Source organism: Schaalia vaccimaxillae DSM 15804, from assembly GCF_000420425.1.
Taxonomy (GTDB): Bacteria; Actinomycetota; Actinomycetes; order Actinomycetales; family Actinomycetaceae; genus Pauljensenia; species Pauljensenia vaccimaxillae.
Window position 1 is genome coordinate 25,171 of the sequence record NZ_ATUX01000011.1, and the last position, 26,983, is coordinate 52,153.

General features: G+C 56.6%; 18 protein-coding genes. 9 read left to right on the forward strand and 9 right to left on the reverse strand.

Annotated elements, in window-relative coordinates; genetic code table 11:
- The first annotated feature begins 166 nt into the window (after nt 1-166).
- Nucleotides 167-1,441, forward strand: a complete 1,275-nt coding sequence (locus G439_RS0109580; protein ID WP_022868966.1) for an MFS transporter — start codon at nt 167-169, stop codon at nt 1,439-1,441.
- A 159-nt stretch (nt 1,442-1,600) separates the two neighbouring features.
- Here G439_RS0109580 and G439_RS0109585 read toward each other — a convergent pair whose 3' ends face one another.
- Nucleotides 1,601-2,614: a LacI family DNA-binding transcriptional regulator gene (locus G439_RS0109585; protein WP_022868967.1), complete on the reverse strand. Its 1,014-nt coding sequence runs from the start codon at nt 2,612-2,614 to the stop codon at nt 1,601-1,603.
- A 128-nt stretch (nt 2,615-2,742) separates the two neighbouring features.
- Here G439_RS0109585 and G439_RS0109590 point away from each other — a divergent pair, with 128 nt between their 5' ends.
- From G439_RS0109590 to G439_RS0109605, 4 genes are all read left to right on the forward strand, one after another.
- On the forward strand, nt 2,743-4,734 hold the full coding sequence (locus G439_RS0109590; protein ID WP_022868968.1) for a glycoside hydrolase family 31 protein: 1,992 nt from the start codon (nt 2,743-2,745) through the stop codon (nt 4,732-4,734).
- A 63-nt stretch (nt 4,735-4,797) separates the two neighbouring features.
- Nucleotides 4,798-6,051 carry a sugar ABC transporter substrate-binding protein gene (locus G439_RS0109595; protein ID WP_022868969.1) on the forward strand — a complete coding sequence of 418 codons (1,254 nt, stop codon included), beginning with the start codon at nt 4,798-4,800 and terminating at the stop codon, nt 6,049-6,051.
- Nucleotides 6,048-6,965: a carbohydrate ABC transporter permease gene (locus tag G439_RS0109600; protein ID WP_022868970.1), complete on the forward strand. Its 918-nt coding sequence runs from the start codon at nt 6,048-6,050 to the stop codon at nt 6,963-6,965. Before G439_RS0109595 ends, G439_RS0109600 begins: the two co-directional genes overlap by 4 nt.
- A complete protein-coding gene (locus G439_RS0109605) occupies nt 6,962-7,861 on the forward strand; it encodes a carbohydrate ABC transporter permease (RefSeq protein ID WP_022868971.1) in 900 nt (299 codons plus the stop codon). The genes G439_RS0109600 and G439_RS0109605 overlap by 4 nt, the downstream gene beginning before the upstream one ends.
- Before the next feature lie 150 nt (nt 7,862-8,011).
- Here G439_RS0109605 and G439_RS0109610 read toward each other — a convergent pair whose 3' ends face one another.
- The 8 genes from G439_RS0109610 to G439_RS11860 all read right to left on the reverse strand — a co-directional run bounded on the left by G439_RS0109610 (nt 8,012) and on the right by G439_RS11860 (nt 17,793).
- On the reverse strand, nt 8,012-9,271 hold the full coding sequence (locus tag G439_RS0109610) for a mannitol dehydrogenase family protein (RefSeq protein ID WP_022868972.1): 1,260 nt from the start codon (nt 9,269-9,271) through the stop codon (nt 8,012-8,014).
- Between the two features lie 3 nt (nt 9,272-9,274).
- Nucleotides 9,275-10,288 (reverse strand): carbohydrate kinase family protein, encoded by a 1,014-nt coding sequence (locus G439_RS0109615; RefSeq protein ID WP_022868973.1) that lies wholly within the window; start codon nt 10,286-10,288, stop codon nt 9,275-9,277.
- Nucleotides 10,289-10,394: 106 nt separating this feature from the next.
- Entirely contained in the window at nt 10,395-11,639 is a 1,245-nt protein-coding gene (locus G439_RS0109620) for an AGE family epimerase/isomerase (RefSeq protein WP_022868974.1), read from the reverse strand.
- A 14-nt stretch (nt 11,640-11,653) separates the two neighbouring features.
- Nucleotides 11,654-12,667 carry an ABC transporter permease gene (locus tag G439_RS0109625; RefSeq protein ID WP_022868975.1) on the reverse strand — a complete coding sequence of 338 codons (1,014 nt, stop codon included), beginning with the start codon at nt 12,665-12,667 and terminating at the stop codon, nt 11,654-11,656.
- Nucleotides 12,660-14,183, reverse strand: coding sequence for a sugar ABC transporter ATP-binding protein (locus G439_RS0109630; protein WP_022868976.1), 1,524 nt, complete (start codon nt 14,181-14,183; stop codon nt 12,660-12,662). Before G439_RS0109630 ends, G439_RS0109625 begins: the two co-directional genes overlap by 8 nt.
- Before the next feature lie 82 nt (nt 14,184-14,265).
- Nucleotides 14,266-15,279: a substrate-binding domain-containing protein gene (locus G439_RS0109635; protein ID WP_022868977.1), complete on the reverse strand. Its 1,014-nt coding sequence runs from the start codon at nt 15,277-15,279 to the stop codon at nt 14,266-14,268.
- Nucleotides 15,280-15,495: 216 nt separating this feature from the next.
- Nucleotides 15,496-16,506: a LacI family DNA-binding transcriptional regulator gene (locus tag G439_RS0109640; protein WP_022868978.1), complete on the reverse strand. Its 1,011-nt coding sequence runs from the start codon at nt 16,504-16,506 to the stop codon at nt 15,496-15,498.
- 36 nt (nt 16,507-16,542) lie between these two features.
- Entirely contained in the window at nt 16,543-17,793 is a 1,251-nt protein-coding gene (locus G439_RS11860; RefSeq protein WP_022868979.1) for an ROK family protein, read from the reverse strand.
- 486 nt (nt 17,794-18,279) lie between these two features.
- Between G439_RS11860 and chvE the strand changes: the two genes are divergently transcribed.
- The 4 genes from chvE to G439_RS12270 all read left to right on the forward strand — a co-directional run bounded on the left by chvE (nt 18,280) and on the right by G439_RS12270 (nt 26,766).
- Nucleotides 18,280-19,407, forward strand: coding sequence for a multiple monosaccharide ABC transporter substrate-binding protein (gene chvE, locus G439_RS0109650; RefSeq protein ID WP_022868980.1), 1,128 nt, complete (start codon nt 18,280-18,282; stop codon nt 19,405-19,407).
- A gap of 82 nt (nt 19,408-19,489) precedes the next feature.
- A complete protein-coding gene (locus tag G439_RS0109655; RefSeq protein WP_022868981.1) occupies nt 19,490-21,031 on the forward strand; it encodes a sugar ABC transporter ATP-binding protein in 1,542 nt (513 codons plus the stop codon).
- A gap of 14 nt (nt 21,032-21,045) precedes the next feature.
- Nucleotides 21,046-22,257, forward strand: a complete 1,212-nt coding sequence (gene mmsB / locus G439_RS0109660; RefSeq protein WP_022868982.1) for a multiple monosaccharide ABC transporter permease — start codon at nt 21,046-21,048, stop codon at nt 22,255-22,257.
- Between the two features lie 552 nt (nt 22,258-22,809).
- Nucleotides 22,810-26,766: a glycoside hydrolase family 3 N-terminal domain-containing protein gene (locus tag G439_RS12270; RefSeq protein WP_022868983.1), complete on the forward strand. Its 3,957-nt coding sequence runs from the start codon at nt 22,810-22,812 to the stop codon at nt 26,764-26,766.
- Nucleotides 26,767-26,983: the final 217 nt, after the last annotated feature.

Consider the following 26,983-nt stretch of genomic DNA (forward strand, 5'->3'; position numbering starts at 1 on the left):
TGGAATCTTAGAAAGGAAAGCTTTCGGTTAAGCGTGAGTAATCTGAAGGCTTAACGTCTGATCGGCAATACCTGCCGCGATAAAAGGCCAAATCTGCCGTTGAGGATTTGTAATATGCAGTGACCAGCGTTTAGAAGCGACGACCATCAACCGGAGAATTTGTTTCATGCCCAACATTCGCACACGCGTGCGTCGGGCGAGGATTGCAGTATTTGTCCTCTTTCTGACGAACGGAGCGCTTTTCGCCAATCTGGTCCCTAGGTATCCTGAAGTCAAAGATATTTTCGGTTTGTCCGATCCTATTTACGGTTTAACCATTGCATGCTTCCCTGCGGGTGCGATGACGGCAGGACCCCTTGCTGGGTGGGTCATCCGACGGATTGGTTCGGCTAGGACTGCGGCATGGGGGACTACCGGCATTGGCCTCATGCTGATCCTTGTGGGAATTATGACGGCATGGCGTCACAGCATAGGTGCCGACACTGGAACAACTGGAGTTGCCGTTGCCGCACAGGCACTCTTCATGCTTGGTTTCTTCTGCGCTGGAGGCGCAGATGCCGTTACCGATGTCGGCCAGAACGCCCATGGTCTGCGCGTCCAACGGGTCATCGGTAGACCAGTCATTAACTCCTTCCATGCGGGATGGTCGATTGGGTGCGTCATGGGTGGACTTATCGGTTCCGCGGCAACTGCTCTCGCAATCCCCTTGCAGTGGCACCTGATCGCAGCCGCCCTCGTCTTCATGGTCGTTGGACAGGTCGCGCTACGTTTTTGCCTGCCTGGGAACGATCCTGCCGATGGCCAACCCGATCCTGTGACCGTGATGGCCGGAGCTGGCTCCGCACCTACCGCAGAAGTAATCGACATCCGAGTAAGGACTGCAAGAATCCAGCCCATTTTCGTCGTCACAGCGTTGACTCTGCTGACTATCGCTGGGATGCTCGTCGAGGACGGTGCCCAGACGTGGGCGACGTTGTATATGCGTGATGCCCTTGGTGCGGTTGGTGGCGTGGCAGGGTCGGCGTACGTCCTCGCGCTTGCGTCCCAGGCAGTAGGCAGGCTGACGGCGGATCGAATGATGGAGGCGATCGGTGCCCGTAACACATTGTTCGTTGGCGGTGGTCTGATCACCGTGGGTATGGGTTTGGCGGTGCTTGTTCAGACGGTACCGACCACACTCATCGGTTTTGCCATGGCAGGTTTCGGCTGTGCGTCGACTGTACCGATCGCGATGAATGCAGCTGATGATATTCCGGGCTTGAAACCGGGTCAGGGATTAACGATTGTTAGCTGGCTGGGGCGTCTGGCGTTCCTGTGTGCGCCGCCTGTCGTTGGTTTCCTTGTGGAGAGAACGTCGTTGATCTCCGCCCTTGTGGTACTGCCGATAGCGGGTATGTTGGCGTTGGTCACGGCGACGGTAGTTGCTAAACGCTCTGACTGAGCCTTGCTGGATGCTTCGACCGCCTTTTCTCATCGCCGAGAGCAGACCTTATGGTTATTTTAAGCCCATTTTTAACTGATTTTTGCGCATAAGGTCTGCTCTCGACGCAAAGGGGGGACAGAGTGAAACCGAGAGCGACTGGCTGCTTGGTTGGACTGACTAATCAGGTTGGCGCAGGGTTGTACCTTCGTGGAAGGCTGGGGCGATGAGGTGGTAGCTGGGTTCTTGTGGTGCGGGTGAGTCCAAGCGCTCAAGCAGTAGGTCGATCGCACGTGCTGTCAACGCCTCGGGCCTCATGTCAAAGTGGGTGGGTTGATCGATACTGTGGGAGCGAACCTTGTCCCACGAACTGGCGATGACGGATACATCTTGGCCGGGTATGAGGCCGCGGCTGCGCAGGGCATTGCACCAGTCATCAACGGGGACGAGCGGAGCCAGGAGTAGGGAGTCGCCGATGTCTGGGGAGAGGGTTTTGAGGCTGTCCATGATATGTCGGTAGGACACATCAACTGTGTGCTCCACCAGATCGATACCGTGCAGCTCCGCTTGTTCATGTACGGCGTTGGCAAAGCGGACGAGAAAATTCAGGTCGGTGAGTGACGAATCGCCCGGACGTAGGAAGGTGATGCGCTTGTGTCCGGTGTGGGTTAGGGCGTTAACGGCTTCACGGGCGGCGAAGGAGTAGTCCGAGTCGACGGCAATAACGGGATCGTCATTGCCGGGTAGTCCGATGAAGACAGCAGGCGTGTTGGACTGGCAGACGACCGCCGTGCGTGGGTCATCCTGGGTAACCTCCATGATGAGAAGGCCATCGCACAGAGCTGTATCAATGACGCGGCGTAGTCCTGCGGTGCCTTCGTCTGCGGTGACCAGGAGAAGGTCGTAGTCGTGCGCACGTGCGCGGGCGGCGAGGGAAACGATGAAGCGATGCTGAGCGGCCGGGTCTGCTCCGGCATGGTAGGGCACGGCGATCGCAATGAGATTGGAACGATTGGATCGTAGGGCACGTGCTCCGGAGTTCGGCTGGTATCCGAGTTCGGTCATAGCGTCGAGGACGCGTCTTTCGGTTTCGGGGGCGACGCTGCGTCGACCGCTCATCACGTATGAGACGGTCGTTTGGGAGACGCCAGCAAGTCTGGCGACGTCGTGGCTGGTGGGTTTTCGTGCTGGCATGGTCCGGTATCGTTGACTGCTCGACGAGGATCGTCTTATTCTAATCGCGTTCTCCCGATTTCAGGCAGTGTTGCCAAGTCGTTCGCTAATGCGCATACGTATGCGTTTATCTGCTGAGGAGTTTGTCGATGCGTGATGTCACCATCTGCGAAACCGGATTCGAGGTGCGCTTTGAGCATCAAATTATGCGGGTTGAGACATGGGGGGCCGACGCGGTGCGCGTTCGCGTCTCACGCCATACTCTCGATCGGCCCGATCATGGAGCTCTTGTTGATCGGCCTCATCCTGTTGCGGTGGAGATTGAACAATCAACAGATCGCATACGTATGCGCGCTGGGAGAGTTGGAGTCGATCTCATTCTTGACTCAGGTGCGGGTAATCCTCGTACACACCTGACCTTCCTGCGGGATGGAAATCCTGTCCTCACCGAGGCTCCTGAGCACTTCTGGTGGCCCGGCTCCCACGGCGTCTACCCGAGCGGCTCGGGTGGAGTCGAAGTCCACCAGGTCTTTGCCTCTGATCCCGACGAACGCTTCTACGGCCTCGGTCAGCACGCCCACGAACATCTCGACCACAAGGGTCTCGTCCTCGACCTCATTCAGCGCAACGGAGAAGTCTCGATTCCCTTTGTTCTCTCCGACCGCGGATACGGATTGCTGTGGAACAATCCGGCGGTCGGTCGCGTCGAGTTCTCGAAGGATTCGACGCGATGGGTCGGCCAGGGAACCGAACTCATTGACTACTGGGTATGTCTGGCCCCAACACCGCGCGATATTCTCTCCCGCTATACGGATGTTGTTGGGCATGCGCCTGTACTTCCCCACTGGGCCACGGGATTCTGGCAGTCCCGTCTGCGCTACATGTCCCAAGAGGAACTCCTCGACGTCGCTCGACGTTACCGCGACCTCGACCTGCCCCTTTCTGTTATTGTCACAGACTTTATCCATTGGCCTGCTATGGGTGACTTCCGCTTCGACGAGGCCGAGTATCCCGACCCCAAGGCGATGATTACTGAACTCGACGAGATGGGCACACGCCTGATGGTTTCTGTCTGGCCCACCGTTTCACCCCTGTCGGAGAACTATGACGAACTGCGTGAACGTGGTTACCTCGTCGCTACCGAGAACGGCGTTGAGTTCCACCAGAAGTTCAAAGACAAGGGGATGCCAACCCCACTTCCGGTTGCTTTCTACGACGCGACTAACCCCGATGCCCGCGCCTATGTCTGGGACAAGATCAAACGTAACTACCATGACCTAGGTGTACGTGTGTTCTGGCTTGATGCCTGCGAGCCGGAACTTAACCCTGGCCACCCTGGGAATCTCTCCTACTGGGCTGGTCCAGGCCTGGCTGTCAACAACACATATCCACGCGACAATGCCAAAGGATTCTTCGAAGGAATGCGCCAGGCTGGCACTCCTGAAACTGTTCTGCTGTGCCGCTCTGCATGGGCTGGTCAGGCCCGCTACGGCGCCGCCGTCTGGTCTGGGGACATCGCCCCCACTTGGGAGGCGCTGCGTCAACAAGTGACCGCCGGGCAATCTATTGCTATCTCCGGTATTCCGTGGTGGACCTCTGATATTGGAGGTTTCCATGGAGGTGACCCTGAGGACCCCGCTTACCAGGAGTTGTTCATTCGGTGGTTTGAATTCGGGACCTTCTGCCCTCTATTCCGCCTGCATGGGCATCGTGAGCCGCGCGAGGCCGAAGGTGCTGTCAGCCCCGGTGGCCCCAATGAGATCTGGTCCTACGGGGATACGGCTTTCGAAATCGCCGCCGATTACATCCGCCTGCGTGAACGTCTACGCCCCTATATCGACTCCCTCATGGAAGAAGCCGCTCGCACTGGCATCCCTCCGATGCGGCCACTCTTCGTCGAATATCCAGACGATCCTCGCGCGTGGAATACCCCGGACCAATACCTCTTTGGACCTGACCTCTTGGTGCGCCCGATCACTCGCGCCGGGCAGGTTGAAGCTGAGGTCTACCTGCCCGCAGGTTCCTCCTGGCGTGACCCTGTAACCGGCCTCGTCCATGAAGGCGGGCAGACGATCACCGTTGACGCTCCCCTCGAACGGATTCCAGTGCTCGTACGCACCGGTTCCAACATCCCCATGTGAGGACTGCATCAATCGCGTTTGAACCCTGCAATATCACCATCACAACTACGAAGGAGTAGACACATGTCCACCACTATTCACCGAGGCTTCAAGGGTGTTACCGCCCTCGGAGCTATCACCGCCCTCGCTCTTGGTATGAGTGCGTGCTCAGGCGGATCCACCGATCCGTCAACCTCCGCCGACGGTGGCACTGTGACCATCCAGATGTGGGACTATCTGGGGCAGGGAGTCTCCAACACCGCGATGGAGGCTGCTGTTGCGGCATTTGAGAAGGCCAACCCCGGATACGAGGTCAAGCGCACGTCCTTCGCGTACGGTGATCTCGCTAAATCGATCGTGCAGGGTGGCGTTGGCGGTGAGGTTCCTGATCTTGCTGTTGTCGATGTCGTTGATAACCAGAACTTCGCTGCCCTCGGATTGCTCAAAGACATGACCGATGTTGCCGGAAATGAGGCCAAACAGTTCCACCCTGGTCCGTGGACATCAACCCAGATGGATGGTAAGACCTATGGGTTGCCTCTGAACTCGAACAACCTCGGCCTTTTCTACAATAAGACCCTCCTGGACGCAGCGGGCGTCAAGATTCCTACGACCTGGGATGAATTAGCTGCGACTGCCAAGGCTACCGCCTCCGGTGACGTATCTGGTCTAGCAATCTCCGCGGTTAAGAATGAGCAGGGAACCTTCCAGGTTCTGCCCTTCGTTTGGCAGACCGGGGGTGATCTTACCGACTACGAGGCCTCCGGTGCCGAGGCTCTGACCTACCTCAAATCGATGATTGACGATGGGGCGATGTCCTCTGCAGTCACAAATTACTCGCAAGAAGATGCTCGCACTCAGTTCACCGCCGGCAAGGTGGCAATGATGATGAACGGCCCGTGGGAGCTGCAGAACCTGTCCGATGTTGACTTTGAATGGGGTGTCGCCCCGCTGCCCAAGGGTGTCGAGGCAGCCACCGGCCTGGGTGGCGAGAACGTCGTCGTCATGGAGCAGGCCAAGCACTCCGAGGGCGCGATCAAGCTCGCCCAGTTCCTCACCAGCGCCGAGGGCGCAAAAATCTACTGCGACGAATCCGGCCAGCTATCCGCCCGCCCAGATCTGGCTGGCAAGCTCAAGCTCTCCGCTGATCCCAATCTCAAAGTCTTTGAAGATCAACTAGCTGTCGCCCACGCGCGCGCCTACGGCAAAGAGTATGCGAAGGTGTCCGAGGCCGTTCAGCTGTCTGTCCAGGAAGCTTTAACCGGCGCGTCCACTCCCGCCGAAGCCGCAAAGAAGGCCGCCGCGACGATTGCGCCGCTGCTGGAGTCAGACAAGTGAGTCGCACGTGCAATGGGGCCTGGGATTCGGGAGCGCAGCGTCGCGCCCGGATCCTGGGCCTCGCCCTGTCCGCCCCGGCGCTGGTGTATATCTGCGTGTTCCTGCTCGCCCCGCTGGTCTACAACGTGTGGATCTCGCTGAGCGAAGCCAATGGGGCGAATCTCATTTCAGGTGACTTTTCGCCCTCGGGCATCGATAACTATCGGGCTGTGGTCGCCGATCCAGAGTTCTGGAACGGTGTGCGCCTGTCGGTTGTGTTTACAGTTTCCTGCCTGGTGTTGCAATTCGTTATCGGCTATGCGCTGGCCTTGTTCTTCCGCAAGCCCTTCCCCGGCAACGGCGTCATCAGAGCGCTACTACTGGTTGGTTGGATTCTGCCGCCGGTGGTTACCGGCACGATCTTCAAATGGATCTTCGATTCTGATTACGGCGTGCTCAACCACTTCCTCATGCTCGCGGGGATTGTGGATGCGCCCGTGACGTGGCTGACCGGGTCGGTGACGTCGATGGTTGCGGTGATCATCGCGAACCTGTGGGTCGGCATCCCCTTCAACATGCTCCTGCTGCTATCGGGCCTGCACACCATTGATGAGTCGTTGTATGAGGCCGCCCAGGTGGACGGTGCGGGCTGGTGGCGCCAGTTTACGTCGATCACGTGCCCGCTGATGCGCCCGGTTATCGTGTCTGTGCTGTTGCTGGGCGTCATCAACACGTACAAGGTGTTCGACTTGATCTATACGATGACTAAGGGCGGGCCAGTGTCGGCCACGACTACCCTGCCGGTCTACACCTACCTGGAGACCTTCAAAGTCTTCGAGTTTGGCAACGGTGCTGCCGCTTCGACGTTGACGCTCGTGCTGCCGCTGATCCTGTCGTGGTTCTACGTGCGCAGCTTGAAGGAGGAGGACCGATGAGCGTTGCCCAGACCCGTAAGCGAGACGCATCGACGCGCCCGACACTTGCTCTGTCGGCTCGGGAGAAGCGTGAACGGAGCACCCGCATGGTCAAGTCGGGTTTCGCCTGGTTGATAGCGGCGGTCTATCTGTTCCCTGTCTACTGGATGGTGACAACGTCGCTCAAAGATAGGGCGGAGACCTTCGCGAGCCCGCCTCATTTGGTGCCGCACTCGGTGGCCCTCGATTCATACCGGTCGGCGTTCTCGCTCGAGTACGGCGTGTGGACGGCCTTGGGTAACTCTTTTGTCATTGCTTTGGGGACGCTGGTGCTGACCCTTGTTGTCGCTGTACCTGCGGCGTACGCTGTCGCTCGTTTCCGTGATGTTGTGTCGACGTCGATGATGGTGTTGCTGACGGTGGTTCAATTGCTTCCGGCGATCGCTATCTCGATCCCAATGTTCGTGATGTTCCGTCAGATGGAGCTCATCAACACCTACGTGTCGATCATCATTGCGGACCTATCGGTGACATTACCCTTCGCAGTGATCCTCTTGCGCCCGTACTTCAAGCAGTTTCCCTATGAGGTGGAGGAAGCGGCCAAACTTGACGGCCTAGGCTCTATCAGTACGATTATCCGGATCATCATTCCGACGATCCGCCCGGGTGTTGTGATGATCGGGTCGTTTGCGTTTCTTATGGCGTGGGGTGAGTTTACTTTTGCCCTCACCCTGTCGACGCAGCAGGAAATTCAGCCGTTGACTGTGGCGCTTAACCGCTTGATTGGGCAGTATGGGACGAATTGGAACCAGTTGATGGCAGTGGCGACGCTGATTGCTACGCCGGTGCTGGCGATTTTCATCGCTCTGCAGCGTTACATTGTTGCGGGCCTGGCGGGTGGGGCCACCAAGGGGTGAGGTGTGGGGTGCCTCTACCTTCGCCGAGAGCAGACCTTATGGTCATTTCAGGCCCATTTTTGGCTGATTTTTGTGCATAAGGTCTGCTCTCGGTGGAGAAACTAAAGGAAGCCAGGCCATTTTAGGTTTTGCTGCGCAAAAAATGTGGTCTTAGATAATGTCGCCGCGCAAAGGTGAGGCGTCAATCAGTTCCATTTGTCGATCCCAGTCCAAGCCCTTGGCTAGTGCCGATACCTGATCGTGGTACAGAGTGCGGGCCGCCTCGGCGTAATTCATCGACGAGGCTTCGACCTTGCCCTCTGCTGTCGGAGCCTGGTTCCCGATTCCTCCGAAGAGTATTTCCTCGACGTATGCCGTGGCCCTGTCGAGGCCCCACCCGTCCTCGCTAGCCAGTTTGCGCGTGCCCAGCGCTGCAGCCAAAGACAGGTACTCCAATGGCGTGCCCTCCGACTGCGCGAGCCGGTAGGCGCCCAATAGACGGTCATCCGCTGCAAGTTTACGGATTGGGTCGCGTCCCACGCGCTCAGTGGTATCGCCGAGTTCCCTGTTACCAAAACGAGCTAGAAGATCATCGATATGCAGTTCAACTGCCGTTCGATCAGCTGAATAACGGGCAGCGAGGGCGAGGGCGGACTGTCCCATCGCAGCTTTGACAATTGAACGAATCCGAGGGTCTGCAATGGCCTGCCAGATGTACTCATACCCCAGGATTTCACCCAGATAGGCGCAGGTGCAGTGGCCCATGTTATGGATGAACAGTTTGCGATCGGTGTAAAAGTCGAAAGGAATGTCACGCACGGGATGCAACCCGTGAACCTGAGGTTCGGCGGCGCGCAGCGCAGTCGCGTCGTATGGGAGCTGACGGTACGGCTCCACTCGGATCAAAGTGGCTGGCTGCCCGTTGAGAGGGAGCGTCGCTGGGATCATCCGACCAATGGAGGTTTCGGCAAGCCCCAGCCGAACATCAATATCGGCATGGAAATTTTTGGGCAGATGTTCAAGTAGCAGGTCACGCACGATTCCAGCGGCCCCATGCAGGTTCTCGCACAGAAGGATGTCGATGGGTCCCTTACCGGCTTGCCAGCGTGCAGCCAGTCCGAGGGCTAGTGCCGGTGCAATGAGAGCCAGGACCCGCGCACCAACCGAGGTGGTAATGAAGTCTGCGTCGGTGATCAGCTGATCTACCGCATCCTGGTCATTTGAATACCGGGCATCAACACCCGTGATGGTGCGTGACACGACGCCATCATTGGAAACAGTTTCGTGAATATACGAGCCTTCGGAGTGCAGCGAATCAACAATTGCGGGGGCGACATCTAGGAATGTGATTCGCCATCCTGATCCCGCAAAAATGTCACCGATGAACCCGCGACCAACGTTACCCGCGCCAAAGGAAACAACATGCGGCATCTTTTAGAACTCCTCGATATCAATATTCATCGGCTGTCGGATGAGCTTGCGAGCCACAACATGGGAGGCGTAAGCGACTGCCTGATGTGCGGACGCTCGCTTGGTCAGTGCCACGAGGAATGCGGCTTTGAAAGTGTCGCCTGCGCCGTTGGTGTCCAAAGCGTCACTCGTGTTTTTTTCAACGGGCACGGCCTCGTGCCAAACAGTTTGGTTGGCCCATTCCTTGGCATCAATTCCAGTCAATTTAGCCAGAGCTTGGAGTCGTTGGTTTGATCCGGTGGCCAAGTAGGCTCCGTTTTTTCCGACGGTGATCAGGACAATGCCAGCGCCCATGTTGAGGAATTGGTGTGCTTGGGCTTCGATTCTTGCAGGATCAAAGGAGGCGTCTACCTTGGGTATGCACGAGGCAATGTCGTCCCATGATGGACAGAAGACATCGGTTTGTGGCAGGCAGTGGGTAAAGAGAGCGGCCCAGTCAATCTTTTGAAGGGGAGAGTTTTCTGCAAGGTAAGCCAAGTCAAGGGAGGTTGCACAGCCCGCCGCGTGCGCCCTCGTAAAGAGATCAACAATGGGGGAGCCGTCGTCCTCGCACATTCCTGGGCAAAGAGTGGGGTAGCCGAAGTGGAGGATCGTTTCGGGTTGGACGGTGGTTTCGCCGCGGAATTCGTCGTTTGCTCCCGTGTGGTGCCAGAAAGAACGGTCCAGTCCGGGAGGACGGACCACCACCGAGTACGAGGTCGCCGCCGTTGGATGGATGGCGAGTTCGACGTGGCCGGGGTGTTCCTGGTCTAACTTGTTGCGACAGATACTGCCAAGTTCGTCGTTACCGACCATGCCTGAGAGGAAGACTTCGGTGTCCAGGGCCTTGACTGCGCGTGCACAGTTGGAGAGGGTGCCGCCGGTTCGGATTTCGATGGGCCCGACTTCTGTGAGCTCGCCCGGTACGCCGAAGCGATCCGAGTGAAGCTGGGGGGTGAGATCGACACAGACGTGACCTGCGACCTGAATGGAAACCACGGTGTGACCTTTCGAGGGACAAGTATTTATGTCCTATCGTAGTGCAAAAAGATGGGGAGGGGTGCCTTTCAGTTCCGTCGCGGATCGAAAGGCACCCCGTTAGGTTTTAGCTCTGCTGCGTTTTTGCCCACGCCGCAATCCCAAGATGCGCGGGCATTTCGGCATACATTGTGGCCTGGAAAGCGTGATACAAATCCGGCTTACCCTCCCACGTAATCGACACCGGCTCATTAGCGGCATTCAACTCGGGGAACCATGAACCACCCTGAAGATCCCTGAAATGATCAGCGGCGTACTGCCAGATTGTCCGGTAGTCGTCGGCGTAAGAGCAATCGCCTGTCGCCGCGTACAAGAAACGGGCAGCGCCTACGCCCTCGGCCGGCTCCCAGAAGAATCGTTCCTCAACGATAGGAGCGCCGTCCCAGCCCACGGTGTATACGAATCCGCCCCCGGGCTGCCAGCCTTCCACCATGGCTCCCTTAAACAGGTTTGCAGCCGCCGGTAGCAACCAGTCGACATCGACACCCAGGCCCCTCATCTGCATCATGAGCTTGGCCCACTCCAGCCAGTGTCCTGGCTGAGATCCGTAGGGGCGGAAGGGGTGACGTGGATCGTCAACGTTGTACTCCAGTAGTGGCGTCCAGTCTTCGGCGAAGTGCTCACACAGGCGCCAGGCCCCGTCCTCGTTGGCGGCCGCATCACCGGCGATGTGCTCGCCAATGCGCACAGCTCGCTCCAATAAAACCTCGTCGCCCGTTGCCTCGTACGCTGCCAAGAAGGCTTCGGTTAAATGCATATTGGCGTTCTGGCCGCGATAGGGGTCCAACTCGGTAAAAGTCCGGTCGAAAGCCTCGACGCAGCGGCCCTCTGCATCGCGCCAATAGTGCCGATTGATCACGTCCAAGGCAGCGTCAATGAGCTCTCGTCCTCGTTCGAAACCCGCCTGAAGCGCCGAGGACGCAGCGAGCAGCACATGAGCTTGTCCGTAAAGTTCCTTGCGATCTGAGGGATTGCGACCACCCACAGTGGCAAACCAGCCACCGTACTTATGATCGCGGCCAACCCCAGTCAGGAAATAGTCCAGACCATGTTCGACGATCCGGGCAGCGCCCTCGCGCCCGAGCATGTGTGCCAGCGAGAAACAGTGGAGCATTCGGGCACTGGTCCACAGTTGCTTGCCCTGATCAGCAAGGGGTTCACCCGTGGCGTCGAGGTAGTTGTAGCCACCTTCAGGATCGCAAACGTTGGGTTGATAGAAATCCAGCAGGCGCCTGCGTTCCTCCCGAAGCCATTCAATGTGGGCGTCATCCTTAATGAGGTTGGAACCAGGAGTTCCGATCAGCGAGTTCATGGTTGTCTCCTTGATCAAGCTTTGGCGTTGCGACGTGAACGGATCGTGTTGAACATGACTGCAAACAGGACCAAGCCTCCACGCACAACCTGTTGCCAGTAGGTATTCATTCCCAGCAACACCATGCCGTTGAGCAGGATTGCCACGAAAAGTACACCGAAGAGCGTGCCGACCACTGACCCCTTGCCACCTGACATTGCGGTGCCACCGATGACTGCGGCAGCGATGGCGTCGAATTCAAGACCAACAGTGATGGTGGAGTTACCCGATGAAAGCTGAGCTGTTTGAAGCAGGCCGGTAATGGCTGCAGCAAATCCAGAAAAGCCCATGACAGCAATTCGCACTCGCATGACGTTGATACCCGAAACCTCGGAGGCTTTTGCGTTACCGCCGATGGCGTACACCGAACGACCGAAGACGGTAGAGCGCGCGATGTAGGCAACGATCACGAAGGCGATGACGAAGTAGATCGCAGCAACGGGAATGGTGCCAAAGATCTTGCCTGAACCCCAGTAGAAGAATTCGCCGGAGTCCAGCGGGATGGGGAATGTGTTGGTGATGAGGTAAGCAGCACCGCGAAGCGACAGATACAGGGCGAGGGTCCCGATGAAAGTGGGCACATTGAATACGTGGCGGATCCATCCGACGAAAGCTCCGAAAAAGATCGCAACGACGATGGCAACCAGGCATGCTGCCCACATGGGGATTCCCATGTTCGCCACCATATACCCAACGATCGATGATGTGAGAGCAGCCTGAGAACCGACCGACACGTCGATCTCTCCTGACACGATCACGAGGGTCATTGTGAAAGCAACGATGCCGAAGAATGCAGCCTGCTGAAGAATGTTGAGCAGGTTGGAGGCTGTCAGGAAGTTATCGGCGAACACAGAAAGCAGAATGAACGCGATCGCGATGACCGCAAGTAGCCCGGTCTCCTCCCAGTGCAGGAAGCGCTTGAAGGCAGAGCCTTTAGATGCGTAGCGTTCGTCTGCTGGGGAAATAGGGTTGGTCTTTGTCTCAGTCATTTTGGTTGCTTTCTGTTCCCTGCATGGCGCGGGCGAGAAGCCTCTCGCTGGTCGCTTCGGTTCCGTTGATTTCTTCGCAGATGCGTCCATCTCGAATGACGAGGACGCGGTCGCATACTTGTGCAAGTTCTTCGAGTTCAGATGACACGAAGATGGAGGACACGCCTTGGGAGGCCAGCTCGCGAATCAGTGCGTAGATCTGGCGTTTGGCGTCAATATCAACTCCGCGAGTTGGCTCGTCCAGAAGCAGAATCTTCATCTGCCCAGCTAGGCAACGCCCAATAACGCCCTTTTGTTGGTTACCGCCCGACAGAGTTCCAATTGCCTGCTGTCCGCCTGCGGTGGCAATGCGAAGTTTGGCGATCATGTCGTTGATGACGCGCGCCTCGTCCTTTTTCTTAATGAAAGGACCGGGCAGGACCCGTTTGCGCGCCGAGAGCATGAGGTTTTCTCCCACCCCAAGTAAAGGAATAATTCCGGCCGCTTTGCGGTCCTCTGAGGTGTAGGCAACTCCCGCATCGAGCATGGTGCGCGGATTACGTTTCGTCATGGCTTTGCCGTTGACGATAACTTTTCCGATTGAGTCTTTGCGCAGGCCAAATACAGATTGAAGTAGTTCGGTTCGTCCCGAGCCCAGGAGGCCTGCGAGACCTAGAACTTCTCCCTTGTGAAGCTGGATGGAAATATCTTCCAGAATGTCGGGGATGCTGAGGTTTTCAATTGCTAAGACTTCGGGTCCATCAATGTTGCCTCTATTGGCAAAAATTCCAGCACTTGGGGTAGCTGTTGATGATCCTGAAATGAGGGCTGCAACCTCGTCTGTAGTGACTTCGTCAACCCGGTGAGTTGCTACCTCTTTGCCGTCGCGCAGAACTGTCAAGGTATCCGCAACGATAGGTATTTCTCGCATGCGGTGGGAAACGTAAATGATCGCAACCCCCTCAGCCGCCAAGGATTTCACGAGGGTGAGTAGACGGTCCACCTCAGTTGTATTCAACGCGGATGTAGGTTCGTCAAGAATGAGAACCTGGGGTTGATCCAGTAGCGCCTTCGAGATCTCGACAAGCTGTTGTTGTGCAGTCGAAAGTCTTGACACCGGTGTTGACAGAGGTAGGTCAAGCTTCATGCGAGAGGTTGCTTGTCCTGCAAGACTGTACATTTCCTTACGATCGATGCGGCCTTGCTTCTTAGGCCATCTGCCCAATGTGATGTTTTCAGCGATTGACAGCTCAGGAACGAGCGAAAACTCTTGGTGTACGACCGCGACTCCACCCTTCTGGGCTTCGTGGGTGTTTGCCCATGACACCTCTTTGCCGTCCAGAAGCATTTTGCCGTTATCGTCGGGACGTTCAATACCCGCAATGAGTTTGACGAGGGTGGATTTGCCCGCGCCGTTCTTACCTAGGAGTGCGCGGATCTCGCCTCGTCGAACTGTCATTGAGACCTGCTGGAGGGCTCGGACTTGTGGGTAGGTCTTTGAAAGGGAGATGCACTCCAGAATGGGGGGCTCAGTCATAGAGGGTCACCTGTTTTCTGCTTTGACTTTTGAGCATCGGTGGCCCGGTGCTTGCTTAGGGAGCCCGGGCCACCTCACGATGTCACTTCTTCGACGCCAGGTACTGGTCGATGGTTGTTAGATCTTTGGAGTCGTAGGTGATACCTGGAATGAGAATCTCGAAGGGATCGTTTTGCATGCCCGCGATGGCGTTCTTAGCTAGCTCATAGGCCTTGGCGGCGGTACCTTGGGGGTCCTGACCGGTAGCGGCTTTGAGTGCACCGTTCTTGACGAAACCTGCCAATTGTTCGGTCATATCTGTACCGAATACCGCGATTTCACGACCGGACTGGCCGACCGCTGTTACGAGGCCGACGGTTCCGCCCTCGTTTGATGCCCAGACGAGGTTGATATCGGCATTCGAGGACAGCATGTTGGTGCCAGTGGTAGTGGCCTTGTCAGCTAGGTATCCCTCTTGGTCGGCAACAAACTCAACATCGAGGCCTTCTGCTTCGATCGTTTCGATAAATCCAGCTTTACGCAGTTTGCAGGTCTCGGCTGCTGTGTCGCAGTTGAGGATGCCGATCTTAGCTTTGCCGCCCATTTCATCTTTGATGTATTGGGCTGCGAGTTCGCCCGTCTGGACGCCCAAGGCCGTATTGTCGGACTGGACAACACCGTCGACAAGGTCAGGAGAGGTGGCGGCGTCGGTGCAGTTGCCGTAGCACACCAATGCAATGCCTGCGTCTTTCACTTGTCGCATTGTGGCGATGGAGGAATCGGCTGCGACCGGCTGGATGAGGATGGCGTCAACGTCGGACTGGATAAGGTTTTGGACAACCTGTGCCTCAGTGCCAGGATCGTTGTTGGAATTTACGGCAACGACTTTGCCACCGTCAGTCTTAACGGCTTCGGTTAAGCCCAGTTCGATGTTGTGGAAGTATTCATCACCGTGGATCATGACTAGGCCGACGGTGTAGCCATCACTGGTACCTGCATCGCCTGAGGCGGTGGTTGCCCCTGATGAAGTTGTTTCCGTGTTGTTTGAGCATCCTGCGAGGGCGAGTGTGCCGATAGCAATGAAAGCGGCAGCGGTACGCGTCAGGTTGGTGTTCACGGGTGTCTCCTTTGACATGTTTGGAACCAACGTTCGCTGCATGACAGTAGTTGGTTTAACCATAAAAGACAACGATGTCTCATTTAGGTTGTCAAACTGTTATCAAAAATTATTCTGATTTAAAGACAGCGTTGTCTAGGAACTTATATTAAAATCCACTTCTACGGGCTGTAACCCGACTCAGATATGGAACTGAAACTGTTGGGTCTAAAACCTTCAACTGCCGAGGTTCCAGTTACCTCCACGAACAAGGACCTGTGTCGGGATCACGATTGACTGGACAGCTTCACTAGATCCATCGAGACGAGCAAAGATGCGCTCAGCCGCAGCCTTGCCGATTGCGTGAGGATCTTGAGCGATACATGTGATCGGAAAAGGGAGAATTTCAGAGTATTCAGCATCATCAAAGGCCACCAACTCAACACGACGATTCATGAAACACATTGCAGTCAAACATCCCAGCGACAAGCGGTTGTTTGTGCAGAGAAGGGCTGTTGGCGGCTCGGCCAGCGAAAGTAGGCGTCGGGCTCCGCCCTCGGCCCCCTGGGGTTCATTGACATCAGAAACAAACAGCTCGGATGCCGGTTCGATACCGGCATCGCGCAGACCGTCGACGATGCCGCGCAGCCTTTCGTGATGGGTGTACAACGACTTCGAACCCACAAGGATGCCGATACGACGATGTCCGTGTGACAAGACAATGGATGCCATACGTCGTCCCAGGGAGTAGTTATCAACCAGGACACAGTCAGCTTCAATCCCAGTGCCAGGTCTGTCGACGAACACGACTCCCAAACCGCGACGAATCTCCGGTTCTAAATAAGACTGATCTTGTCCTGTTGGCACAATGACAAGCCCGGCGACTTGGCGGCGACATAGGTCTAAAGCAATATTGCGTTCATTGAGCGGGCTTTCGTTTGAACCCGTAGTGATTAACTGGTACCCGCGAATGCGGGCGACCTCATCAATCGCGGCTGCGACTGTTCCGTAGAACGGGTTGGCTAGATCCGTCGAGATGAAACCGATGAGTTTAGAAGATGAATGTGCTCGAAGGTCGGCAGCAATGAGGTTGCGCTGGTAGCCCAGATCGTCAATCGCCTGTTGTACTCGTCGGACAAGTTCAGGGTCGACTGACTCGACACCGTTGACGACGCGCGACACAGTTTTCAAACTCACCTTCGCGCTTTGTGCGACATCAACCATCGTTGGTCGTTTGGAAGATTTCATGCTACTCCCCCGATCTGGAGATGAAAACTGTGTGGATCATGAATAAAGATCCCCTTGCCTATCGAGCCATGTTGCTGGATCTGAAATTATCGAGTGGAGCATTTCAAATGCTCCGCCTGTACATGCAGGAGAACTGATATTTGGACCCCGGACTAATTCGATCCCTCGGTTAGCGAAACCAATAACCCGCTTGGACAAATCCTTTTCGATGTGAGGTAGAAGCCAGGGCAGAATTGCACCTAGCGATGTGCCGAAGACAACTCGCGAGATGTCGAGGATATTGACGACGTCGGAAATCGCCAGCGCGAGAGCCCACCCTGCGCGCTCTGCCACGGCTAGCGCTTTTTCGTCTTTTTGCGCAAGTAATGCGACCAGGTCGCTCGATGTTGAGGTTGGAGTTAGACCGGAGGCCGCAAGCACAGCCGACTGTCCGGCAAAAGCTTCTAGACAGCCCTGAGATCCGCACGAGCATTTAGGTCCAGTGGGATCTACTGTTACATGGCCGATCTCGCCAGCCCACCCGTGGTCTCCTCGCGTTGGCCGACCATTGACGACGAGGGCGCCGCCGATGCCAATATCGCCAGCGATATAAAGGAAAGAGTCGTTCTCTTGAGCTTTTCCGGGGCGGCTGTACACACCAGTTAAACTCTGCATATCCGCGTCATTACGGGTTGAAATCGGAATCTCTAAGGCTGCCCAGCGTTGACCGAGGGCGTCAATGGGGCTGAAAGAACTCCAACCCAAATTGGGTGCGATGAGAAGTTCTCCGTCTGCTGCGTTGACCAGTCCAGGTATCGACAGTGTTGCACCTACAAATTTCACGCCTGTGGCAATCAGACTTGACACCATTGCCGCCGCCGAATCGCCAAGTAACCGAAGCGCCTGCACAGAATTGGCAACGGAGTCCAGGCCATCCAGTCGAAATTCACCCAGAGTTGTTCCGGCGAGGTCGATTGCACGCCCGGCAACGAAATCGACGTTTATTTCGAGGCCGATGCCTGCGATTGTTCGTTCTGCTGGGGCGAGGGGAGTGCCAGGGCGTCCTCGAGTGGCGGTGTCCTCGGGTTCTTTTTCACAAACAATGCCTCCCATGATCAGTTCTTGGACGAGCCGTGACACTGTTGCTCTGCCCAGTCCAGTCTGGGCGGCTAGACCCGCTCGGCTTGGAGGAGAATCGGACGAGAAGATGATCTCTGCGAGCAACGCCAGGTTCTGCTGTCGGACGTCGGCTTGGCTGGCAGCCTTGCGCCTACCGGACCTGTGCCGAGGGGAACTGTCTGAGGGCATGGCCCGAGCCTATCCCAAGGCAAGGTTATAGCTCTGAGTCTTTTCCTTCTTCCTTCGGCCAGATTAAGTTGCTCATTGGTAACGATTACGGCACCAGCAATGGGTGTCGATCTCAATGTCAACACCGTGCGTTTACCCATGTTTCGATGAGGCTCGAAGCTTTGGGAAAACCGGTTTTACATGGTCAAACTAACGTTAGTAGGCATAGCTTTGATCAGCCGATCTGGGATCGATGAATTCGTCGCAAAAGAAAGTCGCAAAGGTATGGGCGTGTGTATTTTTAAACCTCATAGACAAGTTTGGCTCCCATTTTGTTCATTGATGTGATTTAATCAAGTGTCCGGCAGTGCCGGAGACCACATATCTGAATCCGTTTCAGAACGAACGCGATGCGCTCAGCCGCGGCTGAGCGCAAAGCAGTCCGCAATATGTCGACAGGAACACTGCAGTTCCAAACGGCAATGGCAACGAAGCCAGGAGAAAAATATGAAGACCACGAAATTCATCGTCGGCGCGTCCGCCTTTGCGCTGGCCGCTGCAGGCCTGACAGCCTGCTCATCGGAGCGCACGGTCGACACCGGTTCAGCTGAATCTGGATCCACCGCCTCCACTTCGGACACCCTCGTCGGCATCGCAATGCCGACCAAGTCCCTCGAGCGCTGGAATCGCGACGGCTCCCACCTCGAAAGCCTCCTCAAGGACGCCGGATACCAGACCTCCCTCCAGTACGCGGACAACAAGGTCGATCAGCAGATCACCCAGATCGAAAACATGATCACCCAGGGCGCGGACGTCCTCGTTGTCGCCTCGATTGACGGTACCGCACTTGATCCGGTCCTGAGCAAGGCTGCTGCGCAGAAGATTCCGGTCATCGCATACGACCGTCTTCTCAACGAAACCGACGCAGTCGACTACTACGTCACCTTCGACAACTACAAGGTTGGCCAGATCCAGGGTGAGTTCATCAAGGAAAAGATTGGTGACCTCAAAGCTCCTATCTACCTCGAACCCTTTGCTGGATCTCCCGACGACAACAACGCCCGATACTTCTTCTCCGGTGCGTGGGACGTTCTGCAGCCCCTCGTTCAAGACGGCACCCTCGAGGTTCGCTCGGGAAAGGCTCCCAAGAGCAATGAAGAGTGGCAGTCCATCGGCATCCTCGGCTGGGACTCCGCCGACGCACAGTCCGAAATGGAAAACCGTCTGAACTCCTTCTACACCGACGGTGAAAAGGTCGACATCATCCTCTCCCCGAACGACTCCCTCGCGCTGGGTATCGCCCAGGCTCTCGAGGGCGCCGGTTACACACCTGGCGATGCCTACCCAGTCCTGACCGGCCAGGACTGCGACGCAGCCAACGTCAAGAATCTCCTTGCAGGCAAGCAGTCAATGTGTGTCTTTAAGAATACGGAAAAGCTTGGTGATCAGGTTGCCAAGATGGTTGACCAGGTCGTTAAGGGTGAGGAACCCGAGATCAATGACACCGAGACCTATGACAACGGTCGTAAGGTTGTCCCGACCTACTTGCTGACCCCTGAGACGGTCACCGCTGATACCTACCAGAAGGTTCTCATCGATTCCGGCTACTACACCGCAGCCGACCTCGGTCTCTGACATCTTCCAGTGACCACAGGGTTGGGGCGCCCAGTTATGGGCGCCCCAACCCGAAGGCCGATCATTCGAGAAGGGGTGCTAGATGGCACAGCAAGCGCAACCCCGGGTCATCCTTGAGATGGACTCGATTACGAAGACATTCCCAGGCGTCAAAGCCCTCTCAGACGTCACCTTCGACATCCGAGAGAACGAAATTCACGCAATCTGCGGTGAAAACGGTGCAGGCAAATCGACTCTGATGAAAGTCCTCTCGGGCGTTCACCCGCACGGCTCATATACCGGCAGAATCGTCCTCGACGGCAAAGAAGCCACCTACAAGAACGTCAAGGAGTCTGAAAAAGACGGCATCGTCGTCATCCAGCAGGAGCTCGCGCTGAGCCCCTACCTGTCAATCGCAGAAAACATCTTCCTCGGGAACGAACGTAAGAAGCACGGTGTCATTGACTGGCACGAGACGAATGCACAGGCCAAAGCCCTCATGGACAAGGTTGGCCTGGATGAAAATCCAAACACAATTGTCTCCAACATTGGTGTTGGCAAGCAGCAGCTCGTTGAAATTGCCAAAGCACTAGGAAAGGACGTGCGCGTCCTCATCCTGGATGAACCCACTGCGGCACTTAACGACGATGACTCCCAGCAACTCCTTGACCTTATTGTGGGGCTGAAAGAATCAGGAATTTCCTGCGTCATTATCAGCCACAAACTCTCTGAGATTCGTCAGATTGCCGACCGCGTCACCGTCATTCGTGATGGTCAAACTATTGTCACTCATGAGATGCACGGCGACCTTGAGATCACCGAAAATCTGCTGATCAAAGACATGGTCGGACGCTCGATGGACAATCGCTTCCCCGAGCATGAGTCCCACATCGGAGAAGAAGTCATGCGCGTCGAAAACTGGGCTGTCACCAGTCCCGTTACCGGCAGGCGAGCCTTGCATGATGTCAGCTTCAATGTTCGTTCGGGGGAAATCGTTGGTATCGCGGGTCTAATGGGTGCTGGACGGACCGAACTTGCCATGAGCCTCTTCGGAAAGTCTTGGGGCACCTACGAACATGGAGACCTCTATCTCAAGGGAAAAAAGGTCGAACTCAACTCGGTTCGCGCGGCGATTGACGCTGGCCTCGCCTACGCATCCGAAGACCGCAAACGCTACGGACTCAATCTCATCGGCCCAATCAAGCACAACATGACGGCTGCGTCGATGAAACGCATCACCAAGGGTGGTGTTATCTCGGAGATCACCGAGTACGAACTCGCCGAGGATCAGCGCAAGAAAATGCGCACCAAAGCCAAGTCCGTAGACATCCCGGTTGGAACCCTATCGGGTGGTAACCAGCAGAAGGTTGTTCTGGCAAAGTGGTTGCTCACTGAACCTGATGTTTTGATCCTTGATGAACCGACGCGAGGCATTGACGTTGGTGCCAAATATGAGATCTATCAGCTCATTAACGAGCTAGCTGACCAAGGCAAAGCCGTCGTCGTCATCTCTTCGGAGCTCGTGGAGCTTCTTGGTCTATGTGACCGCATTTACACACTCAGCTTCGGACACATCACAGGCGAGGTTCCCAGAGCGGAAGCCACGCAGGAAGTGCTGATGTCCTACATGATGCAAGAGAACTGAAGGAGAGACCTGCAGTGAGTACTCAAGAAATTGCCGCAGGCGAGAAGAAGCCCGCAGGGAAATCATCGTGGATGAAGCGTATTGACTTCGGTCAATACGGCATCATGCTGGCACTGGTTGTTGTCGTGATCTTCTTCCAAGTCATGACTCAGGGACGTCTGCTTCGCCCCGATAACGTTGCCTCGCTCATTCAACAGAATGCGTACGTGATCATTATGGCGCTGGGTATGCTAATGATTATTGTTGCGGGACACATTGACCTGTCCGTTGGCTCGCTCATCGCATTCATCGGTGGTGTTCTTGGCATCGCGATGACTCAATGGAATATGCCGTGGCCGCTCGCTGTTCTCCTGGCCTTGGCTATTGGTGGTGTAGTGGGGGCCTGGCAGGGATTCTGGGTGGCCTTCGTGGGTATTCCAGGCTTCATTGTGACGTTGGCAGGCATGCTGCTCTTCCGAGGTCTGGCAATTGTCATCGTTCCTGGGACCATCGCGTCGCTGCCCTCTGGTTTCGTTAAAATTTCTAACGGTGGCATCCTCGGGCCGCTCGGGTTTGCGGGTGTCTATGATGTTTTCACACTGGTTATCGGACTGGTTTTGGCCGCGATTTTCGTGTTCTCGCAGTTCCGTTCGCGTCGCGCCCTGATTAAGCATGGTCTAGAACCTGAGCCCATGTGGTTGGCGCTGGCCAAGTCGGCAGTGATCGCAGGATTCATCGTCTTCTTCGCTTTCATCCTGTCTGGTGCCACGATTGGTTTGCCCTTTGTCCTCGTCATTTGCGGCGTTCTGGTGTTGATCTACCAGTTTGTCCTGACCAAGACGACCTTTGGTCGGTACATCTACGCAGTTGGTGGTAACCGAGAAGCTGCGCGTCTGTCTGGTATTTCGGTCCGCTCCGTGAATTTCTGGATGTTCGTCAACATGGGGTTGCTTTCGGCAATTGGTGCCATCGTGACAACATCACGCGCTGGGGCGGCGGTTTCGGCAGCCGGCCAGAACTACGAGCTCGATATCATCGCGGCGTGCTTCATTGGTGGTGCAGCAGTGTGGGGTGGCGTCGGTCGAATCTCCGGTACGATCATCGGTGCTCTCTTCATGGGTGTGCTCAACATGGGTCTGTCGATTATGTCTGTCGACTCAGCTTGGCAACAGGCCATTAAGGGTCTGGTGTTGCTGCTGGCGGTCACCTTCGACCAGATCAACAAGTCTCGTGCTTCGAAAGGTTAGCCGTCGGCTTGACTGACTCCGAATGCCCCCATCTGGCTCAGCCAGATGGGGGCATTTGTGTTGATAGTGGTGTGGATTCCGGTTCTCAGACATATTGCTGACTCTGAAAGAGCGGGACTCAGTGGTTTCTGGCCCTTACCCGCAAAAATAGACACAGTCGTTTGATAAGGCTGAAAGCCCTATTTTTATTTGTGCAGGTCAGGCTGAAGTCGCTCTTTTTCTTGCTTGGCTTGAGGGTCGCCAAAGTCGACGACTGTGTCTATTTTTGCGGGTAAACCTGTAGAGAGCCAAGGATCGAGGGGACCCGACTCTGAACTTGGGCGTCCCTCGTGAGAAAGATGGGCGTCCCTCGGGAAGAGAAGTTAGGGGAAAATGCTTACTCGTAAAGTCGTTGACGGACATTTGAAGCGTGTTCTGGGCTTGCAACTAAATTAGTTGACGTTCAAAACAAAACTAATTTATGGGATGGCGTATGCATCGCTACCCTCCCCATGAGCCCGATTTCACTGTCGAAAAACGAGCTCGATTCCAATGCACAGCGACTGAAAGCGAATGACGATGAAGTCCACTCGTAGTCGACGGCGAACCCGTGCAGCGGCCGTATCTGGCGCTGTACTCCTGACGTTTGCCCTGACCACACCCGCCGTACTTGCGGCGGAAACGAATACGCCAGGCGCCATCAATGCAGCCTCCGAGCTGCCCGCCTACAAGAACACAGCTCTCCCCTTCGAGGTCCGTGCAGCCGACCTCGTGTCACGTATGACGCGAGCCGAAAAGATCGAACAATTCCGCGCAGAACGCCAGCAGAACTCGACGATTGCGCCTGCAATTGATCGGCTTGGAGTTCCTGCATACAACTACTGGAACGAAGCGCTTCACGGCATCGCTCGCGCCGACGAAAGCAATAAAGGCCTCAACAACGGTGGCGAAGCAACGGAGTTCCCCACGGGTCTAGGAATCGCTGCCACGTGGAACCCTGACCTCGTCAAAGCCATGGCGTCAGCAGCGTCAGACGAAGCACGTGCCATGCACAATTTTGAATCAGCAGGTGTCGCCGCCGCGCATAAAGGCCTGACCTACTGGTCGCCCACCATCAATATGCTCAAAGATCCCCGTTGGGGCCGAGCAGAAGAGACCTACGGTGAAGACCCCTTCCTGACCTCCGTCATCGGCGGCCAGTTCGTCGACGGTCTGCAAGGAGATCACGAAACCTACCTCAAGACCGCAGCAACCCCCAAGCACTACCTGGCTAACAGCTCGGAAACCAACCGTCACACCGGTTCTTCAAACCTCACCGAGGCTGAACTGCGCGAGTACTACACGCCCGCCTTTGCCGACCTCGTCGGCAAGCACGGAGCTGGCTCCCTCATGACCTCCTACAACGCCGTCAACGGAACCCCCGTGTCGGCCTCGAAGGAATACGTTGAAACGCTCGCCCGCCGCACCTTCGGCTTCAACGGCACCGTCACCTCAGACTGCGACGCCGTCCGCGACGTCTGGCAGCCTCAGAACCACAACTGGGGCCCCGACGGCACACCGCTGACCGCACCGCAGGCCGTCGCATGGACCCTCAAGACAGGCGTCGACCTGGACTGCATGGATGGTGACTACCCCAAGTACCTCGAGACCTCCTTCCAAGAAGGCAACGTCACCGAGGCCGACATGGAAGCCTCCCTCGTCCGAACCTTCACCATCCGCATGCGCACAGGTGAATTCGACGGAGCAGGTGCCACGCCATGGGACAACTACACCCTCGACTCCGAGATCTCGGCAGACGACCATCTCGCCACATCCCGCCAGATGAGCGACGAGGCCGCCGTCCTGCTGCGCAACGAGCAGATGGAAACGGGCAGCAAGCTGCTCCCCTTCGACGCCACCAAGACCGACAGCGTCGTCGTTGTAGGACCGCTTGCCACCACTGAGGTGCACGGTGACTACTCGCCCAGCGCCATCGCTGAGCGTTCGAACGCCCTCCAGGGAATCGAAAAGGCTGTTGCCGCTGCGAACCCCAACGCCAAGGTCACCTACATTCCTGGGATGAACAAGAGCGGCCTGGAGAACAAGCGCAAGCCTCAGATCGGTGCGAGTGTCGAAGGCTCGCCCGCCGCGGTGCGCTTCCTCGACGCTGCCGGTAATGAGCTCGGCCGTGTCGCCCCCGAAACAATCCTGCGCAACGAAAGCTACTCCGGATGGCGGTCCATCCAGCCGTGGTGGCCCATCACCGATCGCCTCGTCACCCAGGGAGCCTGGGGCGGATGGTTCTCCGTGACCACCAACGTGCCCGAAGGCACCGCCCACGTCGAGGTCGTCCAGCAGGGCGCCGACACCACCCTCGAAGAAGGCCGCTTCGATATTCGAATCGGCGCCAAGAACGCTGAAGCCATTGGCTCCGTTGAAGCACTCGGTAGCACCGCCTCCACCGACTACACCGGTCCCACCGGCGAGCAGACCATCTTCTTCACCTACGAGAACGACTCCTTCGTGCCTCTGCTGAGCGAAGAAGAACAGCAAACCATCGAGAATGCTGACGCTGTCGTCGCCTATGTTGGCACCATCGCGGGCAACAACTCTACCTACCCGCTCATCGAAGGCAACCCCTCCGACTCCTCCGAGGACGAAGACCGGGATAACATCGACCTGCCTCGTGGCCAGGACAAACTCATCAACACCGTGTCGGAAATGAACCCGAACACCGTTGCATGGATCCAAGCCATTAGCCAGATCGACGTCGAATCCTTCAAGGACTCAGTGGCCGGCCTCGTGTGGACCACCTACAACGGCATGTACCAGGGCGACACCGTTGGCCGCGTGCTCTTCGGCCAGGCCAACCCGTCAGCCAAGCTGCCGTTCACCCAGTACAGCGATATCGACCAGCTGGCCGATCCTCGCAACTACACCATGACCCCGACCGACGGGCTTCTGGGCCGCAGCTACCAGTACTTCACTGGCGACGTGACCTACCCCTTCGGCTTCGGCCTGTCCTACTCGACCTTCGAGTACTCCAACCTTGCACTGGCGTCGACCTCGGTTGATGTCAATGGTGAGCTAACCGCAACAGTTGATGTCACCAACACCTCCGATGTTGATGGCGCTGAGGTTGTCCAGCTCTACGTGTCCTCGCCGTCGGCGGCAGACCCGTATCGCCCTGACTCCCAGCTCAAGGCCTTCAAGAAGGTCAACATTGCAGCTGGTGCCACTGAAAAGGTCGAGCTCAAGGTCAAGGCCTCCGACCTGTGGTTCTGGGATACTGACAACGCGCGCAAGACCTACGAGAATGGCACTTGGCAGATCTGGGTGGGCCCGTCCTCGGCAAAGGACACCGCCCTGGCTAGCTCCTTCGAGCTGACCGGCTCGCTGACCCCTGCTATCGGAGTTGTTGCAGTCGTTCCCGACGGCGTTGCACTCAACACCGCGGTCAAGGGCAACGCGATCCACGCGAACCTGTCTGCTACACGCAACGATGATTCCTTCTACGACCTGTCTGATCCTGCGGTCAAGGTGACCTACACGTCGTCTGATCCCAAGATTGCCGTTGTTGATGCGCAGGGTACTGTCACTCCGGTTGCTGAGGGCGTCGCCCAGATCACCGCAACTGTTGCTGCTGACGGCACTGAGAAGTCCGCAACCTTCCCGGTGATCGTTCGTAACGGAGCCGTGACCGACGGTGACGTGACAATCAACGATTTCCTCGTCGACTTTGCTGACCAGGAGATCTTGGTTGAGGACGCTCAGAAGGGTGTTCGCCTGAACGCTGAGCTGACTCCTTCGGGTAACAAGGTGGCCTACACCTACCGTGTTGCTCTCAACGAGGAAAACAGCGCTGGGGCGACGGTGACCGCTGACGGCATTCTGACGGCGTCAAAGCCTGGAACTGTTCGTGTCACAGTGCTGGCTGACTCCGAAGGGATGTTCTACTCGCACACCGCGACCGTCAAGGTTGTGGAGAAGAAGACCGAGCCGGTTGTTCCGCCGGTAGATGACGATGACAGTGACAAGCCTGGCGATGACTCCGATGTCACATACCAGCCGGCCGTTGTCGTTGATGACGAGGTTGTGGTCCATGGTCAGAAGATCACGATCACTGGCTCCGGTTTTGTCGCGGACAAGCAGATTGATGCGACTTTCCATTCTGATCCTGTCACGATTGGAAGCGCCCAGGCTGACGGCAAGGGAGGCGTGGTTTTCACCTTCACGATTCCTGAGAACGCCGAGCTTGGTGCTCACGAGATTCGTCTGGTTCAGCCGGAAAGTGGTTTGACTGCAAAGGTCGACCTTCAGGTGGTGCGTGCAGATGATCCAGCTGCCTCCGATGACAAGCTGGACAAGTCTGATAAGGCGGATAAGTCCGACAGCAAGGGACAGTCCGGTAAGGCTGGCAAGTCGGGCAAGGGTAAAGGAAAGGGCTTGGCAGTAACCGGTGCAAATGCTTCGGCTGTGCTGCTCGTTTCCTTCCTTCTCTCCGCTGTTGGTCTAGGTGCTGTTGCTCTGCGGCGTCGCCTACGTGACTGACCGGTGTACGCCACTCAGTCAGAGCTGATGATCCAAATAAGGTGATAGCTCTGAAATTGAGTCACTGACAATCGGGCTCTTGACCTCCGATTCCGGAGGCCAGGAGCCCGATCTGTTGTTGGAGAAGATCGTGGCTGCCTTAAAACGGGCAGGCTGGTCTTTATGACCCACAAAAATAGACACAGTCGTTTGACAAGGCTGAAAGCGCTATTTGTAT

What these genes read in the sequence shown, in the direction of transcription:
- G439_RS11860 (WP_022868979.1), bottom strand. Translation starts at nt 17,793, where the DNA reads ATGCCCTCAGACAGTTCCCCTCGGCACAGGTCCGGTAGGCGCAAGGCT.
- G439_RS0109605 (WP_022868971.1), top strand. Translation starts at nt 6,962, where the DNA reads ATGAGCGTTGCCCAGACCCGTAAGCGAGACGCATCGACGCGCCCGACA.
- G439_RS0109585 (WP_022868967.1), bottom strand. Translation starts at nt 2,614, where the DNA reads ATGCCAGCACGAAAACCCACCAGCCACGACGTCGCCAGACTTGCTGGC.
- G439_RS0109595 (WP_022868969.1), top strand. Translation starts at nt 4,798, where the DNA reads ATGTCCACCACTATTCACCGAGGCTTCAAGGGTGTTACCGCCCTCGGA.
- G439_RS0109590 (WP_022868968.1), top strand. Translation starts at nt 2,743, where the DNA reads ATGCGTGATGTCACCATCTGCGAAACCGGATTCGAGGTGCGCTTTGAG.
- G439_RS0109620 (WP_022868974.1), bottom strand. Translation starts at nt 11,639, where the DNA reads ATGAACTCGCTGATCGGAACTCCTGGTTCCAACCTCATTAAGGATGAC.
- G439_RS12270 (WP_022868983.1), top strand. Translation starts at nt 22,810, where the DNA reads ATGACGATGAAGTCCACTCGTAGTCGACGGCGAACCCGTGCAGCGGCC.
- G439_RS0109580 (WP_022868966.1), top strand. Translation starts at nt 167, where the DNA reads ATGCCCAACATTCGCACACGCGTGCGTCGGGCGAGGATTGCAGTATTT.
- G439_RS0109640 (WP_022868978.1), bottom strand. Translation starts at nt 16,506, where the DNA reads ATGAAATCTTCCAAACGACCAACGATGGTTGATGTCGCACAAAGCGCG.
- chvE (WP_022868980.1), top strand. Translation starts at nt 18,280, where the DNA reads ATGAAGACCACGAAATTCATCGTCGGCGCGTCCGCCTTTGCGCTGGCC.
- G439_RS0109610 (WP_022868972.1), bottom strand. Translation starts at nt 9,271, where the DNA reads ATGCCGCATGTTGTTTCCTTTGGCGCGGGTAACGTTGGTCGCGGGTTC.
- G439_RS0109655 (WP_022868981.1), top strand. Translation starts at nt 19,490, where the DNA reads ATGGCACAGCAAGCGCAACCCCGGGTCATCCTTGAGATGGACTCGATT.
- G439_RS0109630 (WP_022868976.1), bottom strand. Translation starts at nt 14,183, where the DNA reads ATGACTGAGCCCCCCATTCTGGAGTGCATCTCCCTTTCAAAGACCTAC.
- G439_RS0109625 (WP_022868975.1), bottom strand. Translation starts at nt 12,667, where the DNA reads ATGACTGAGACAAAGACCAACCCTATTTCCCCAGCAGACGAACGCTAC.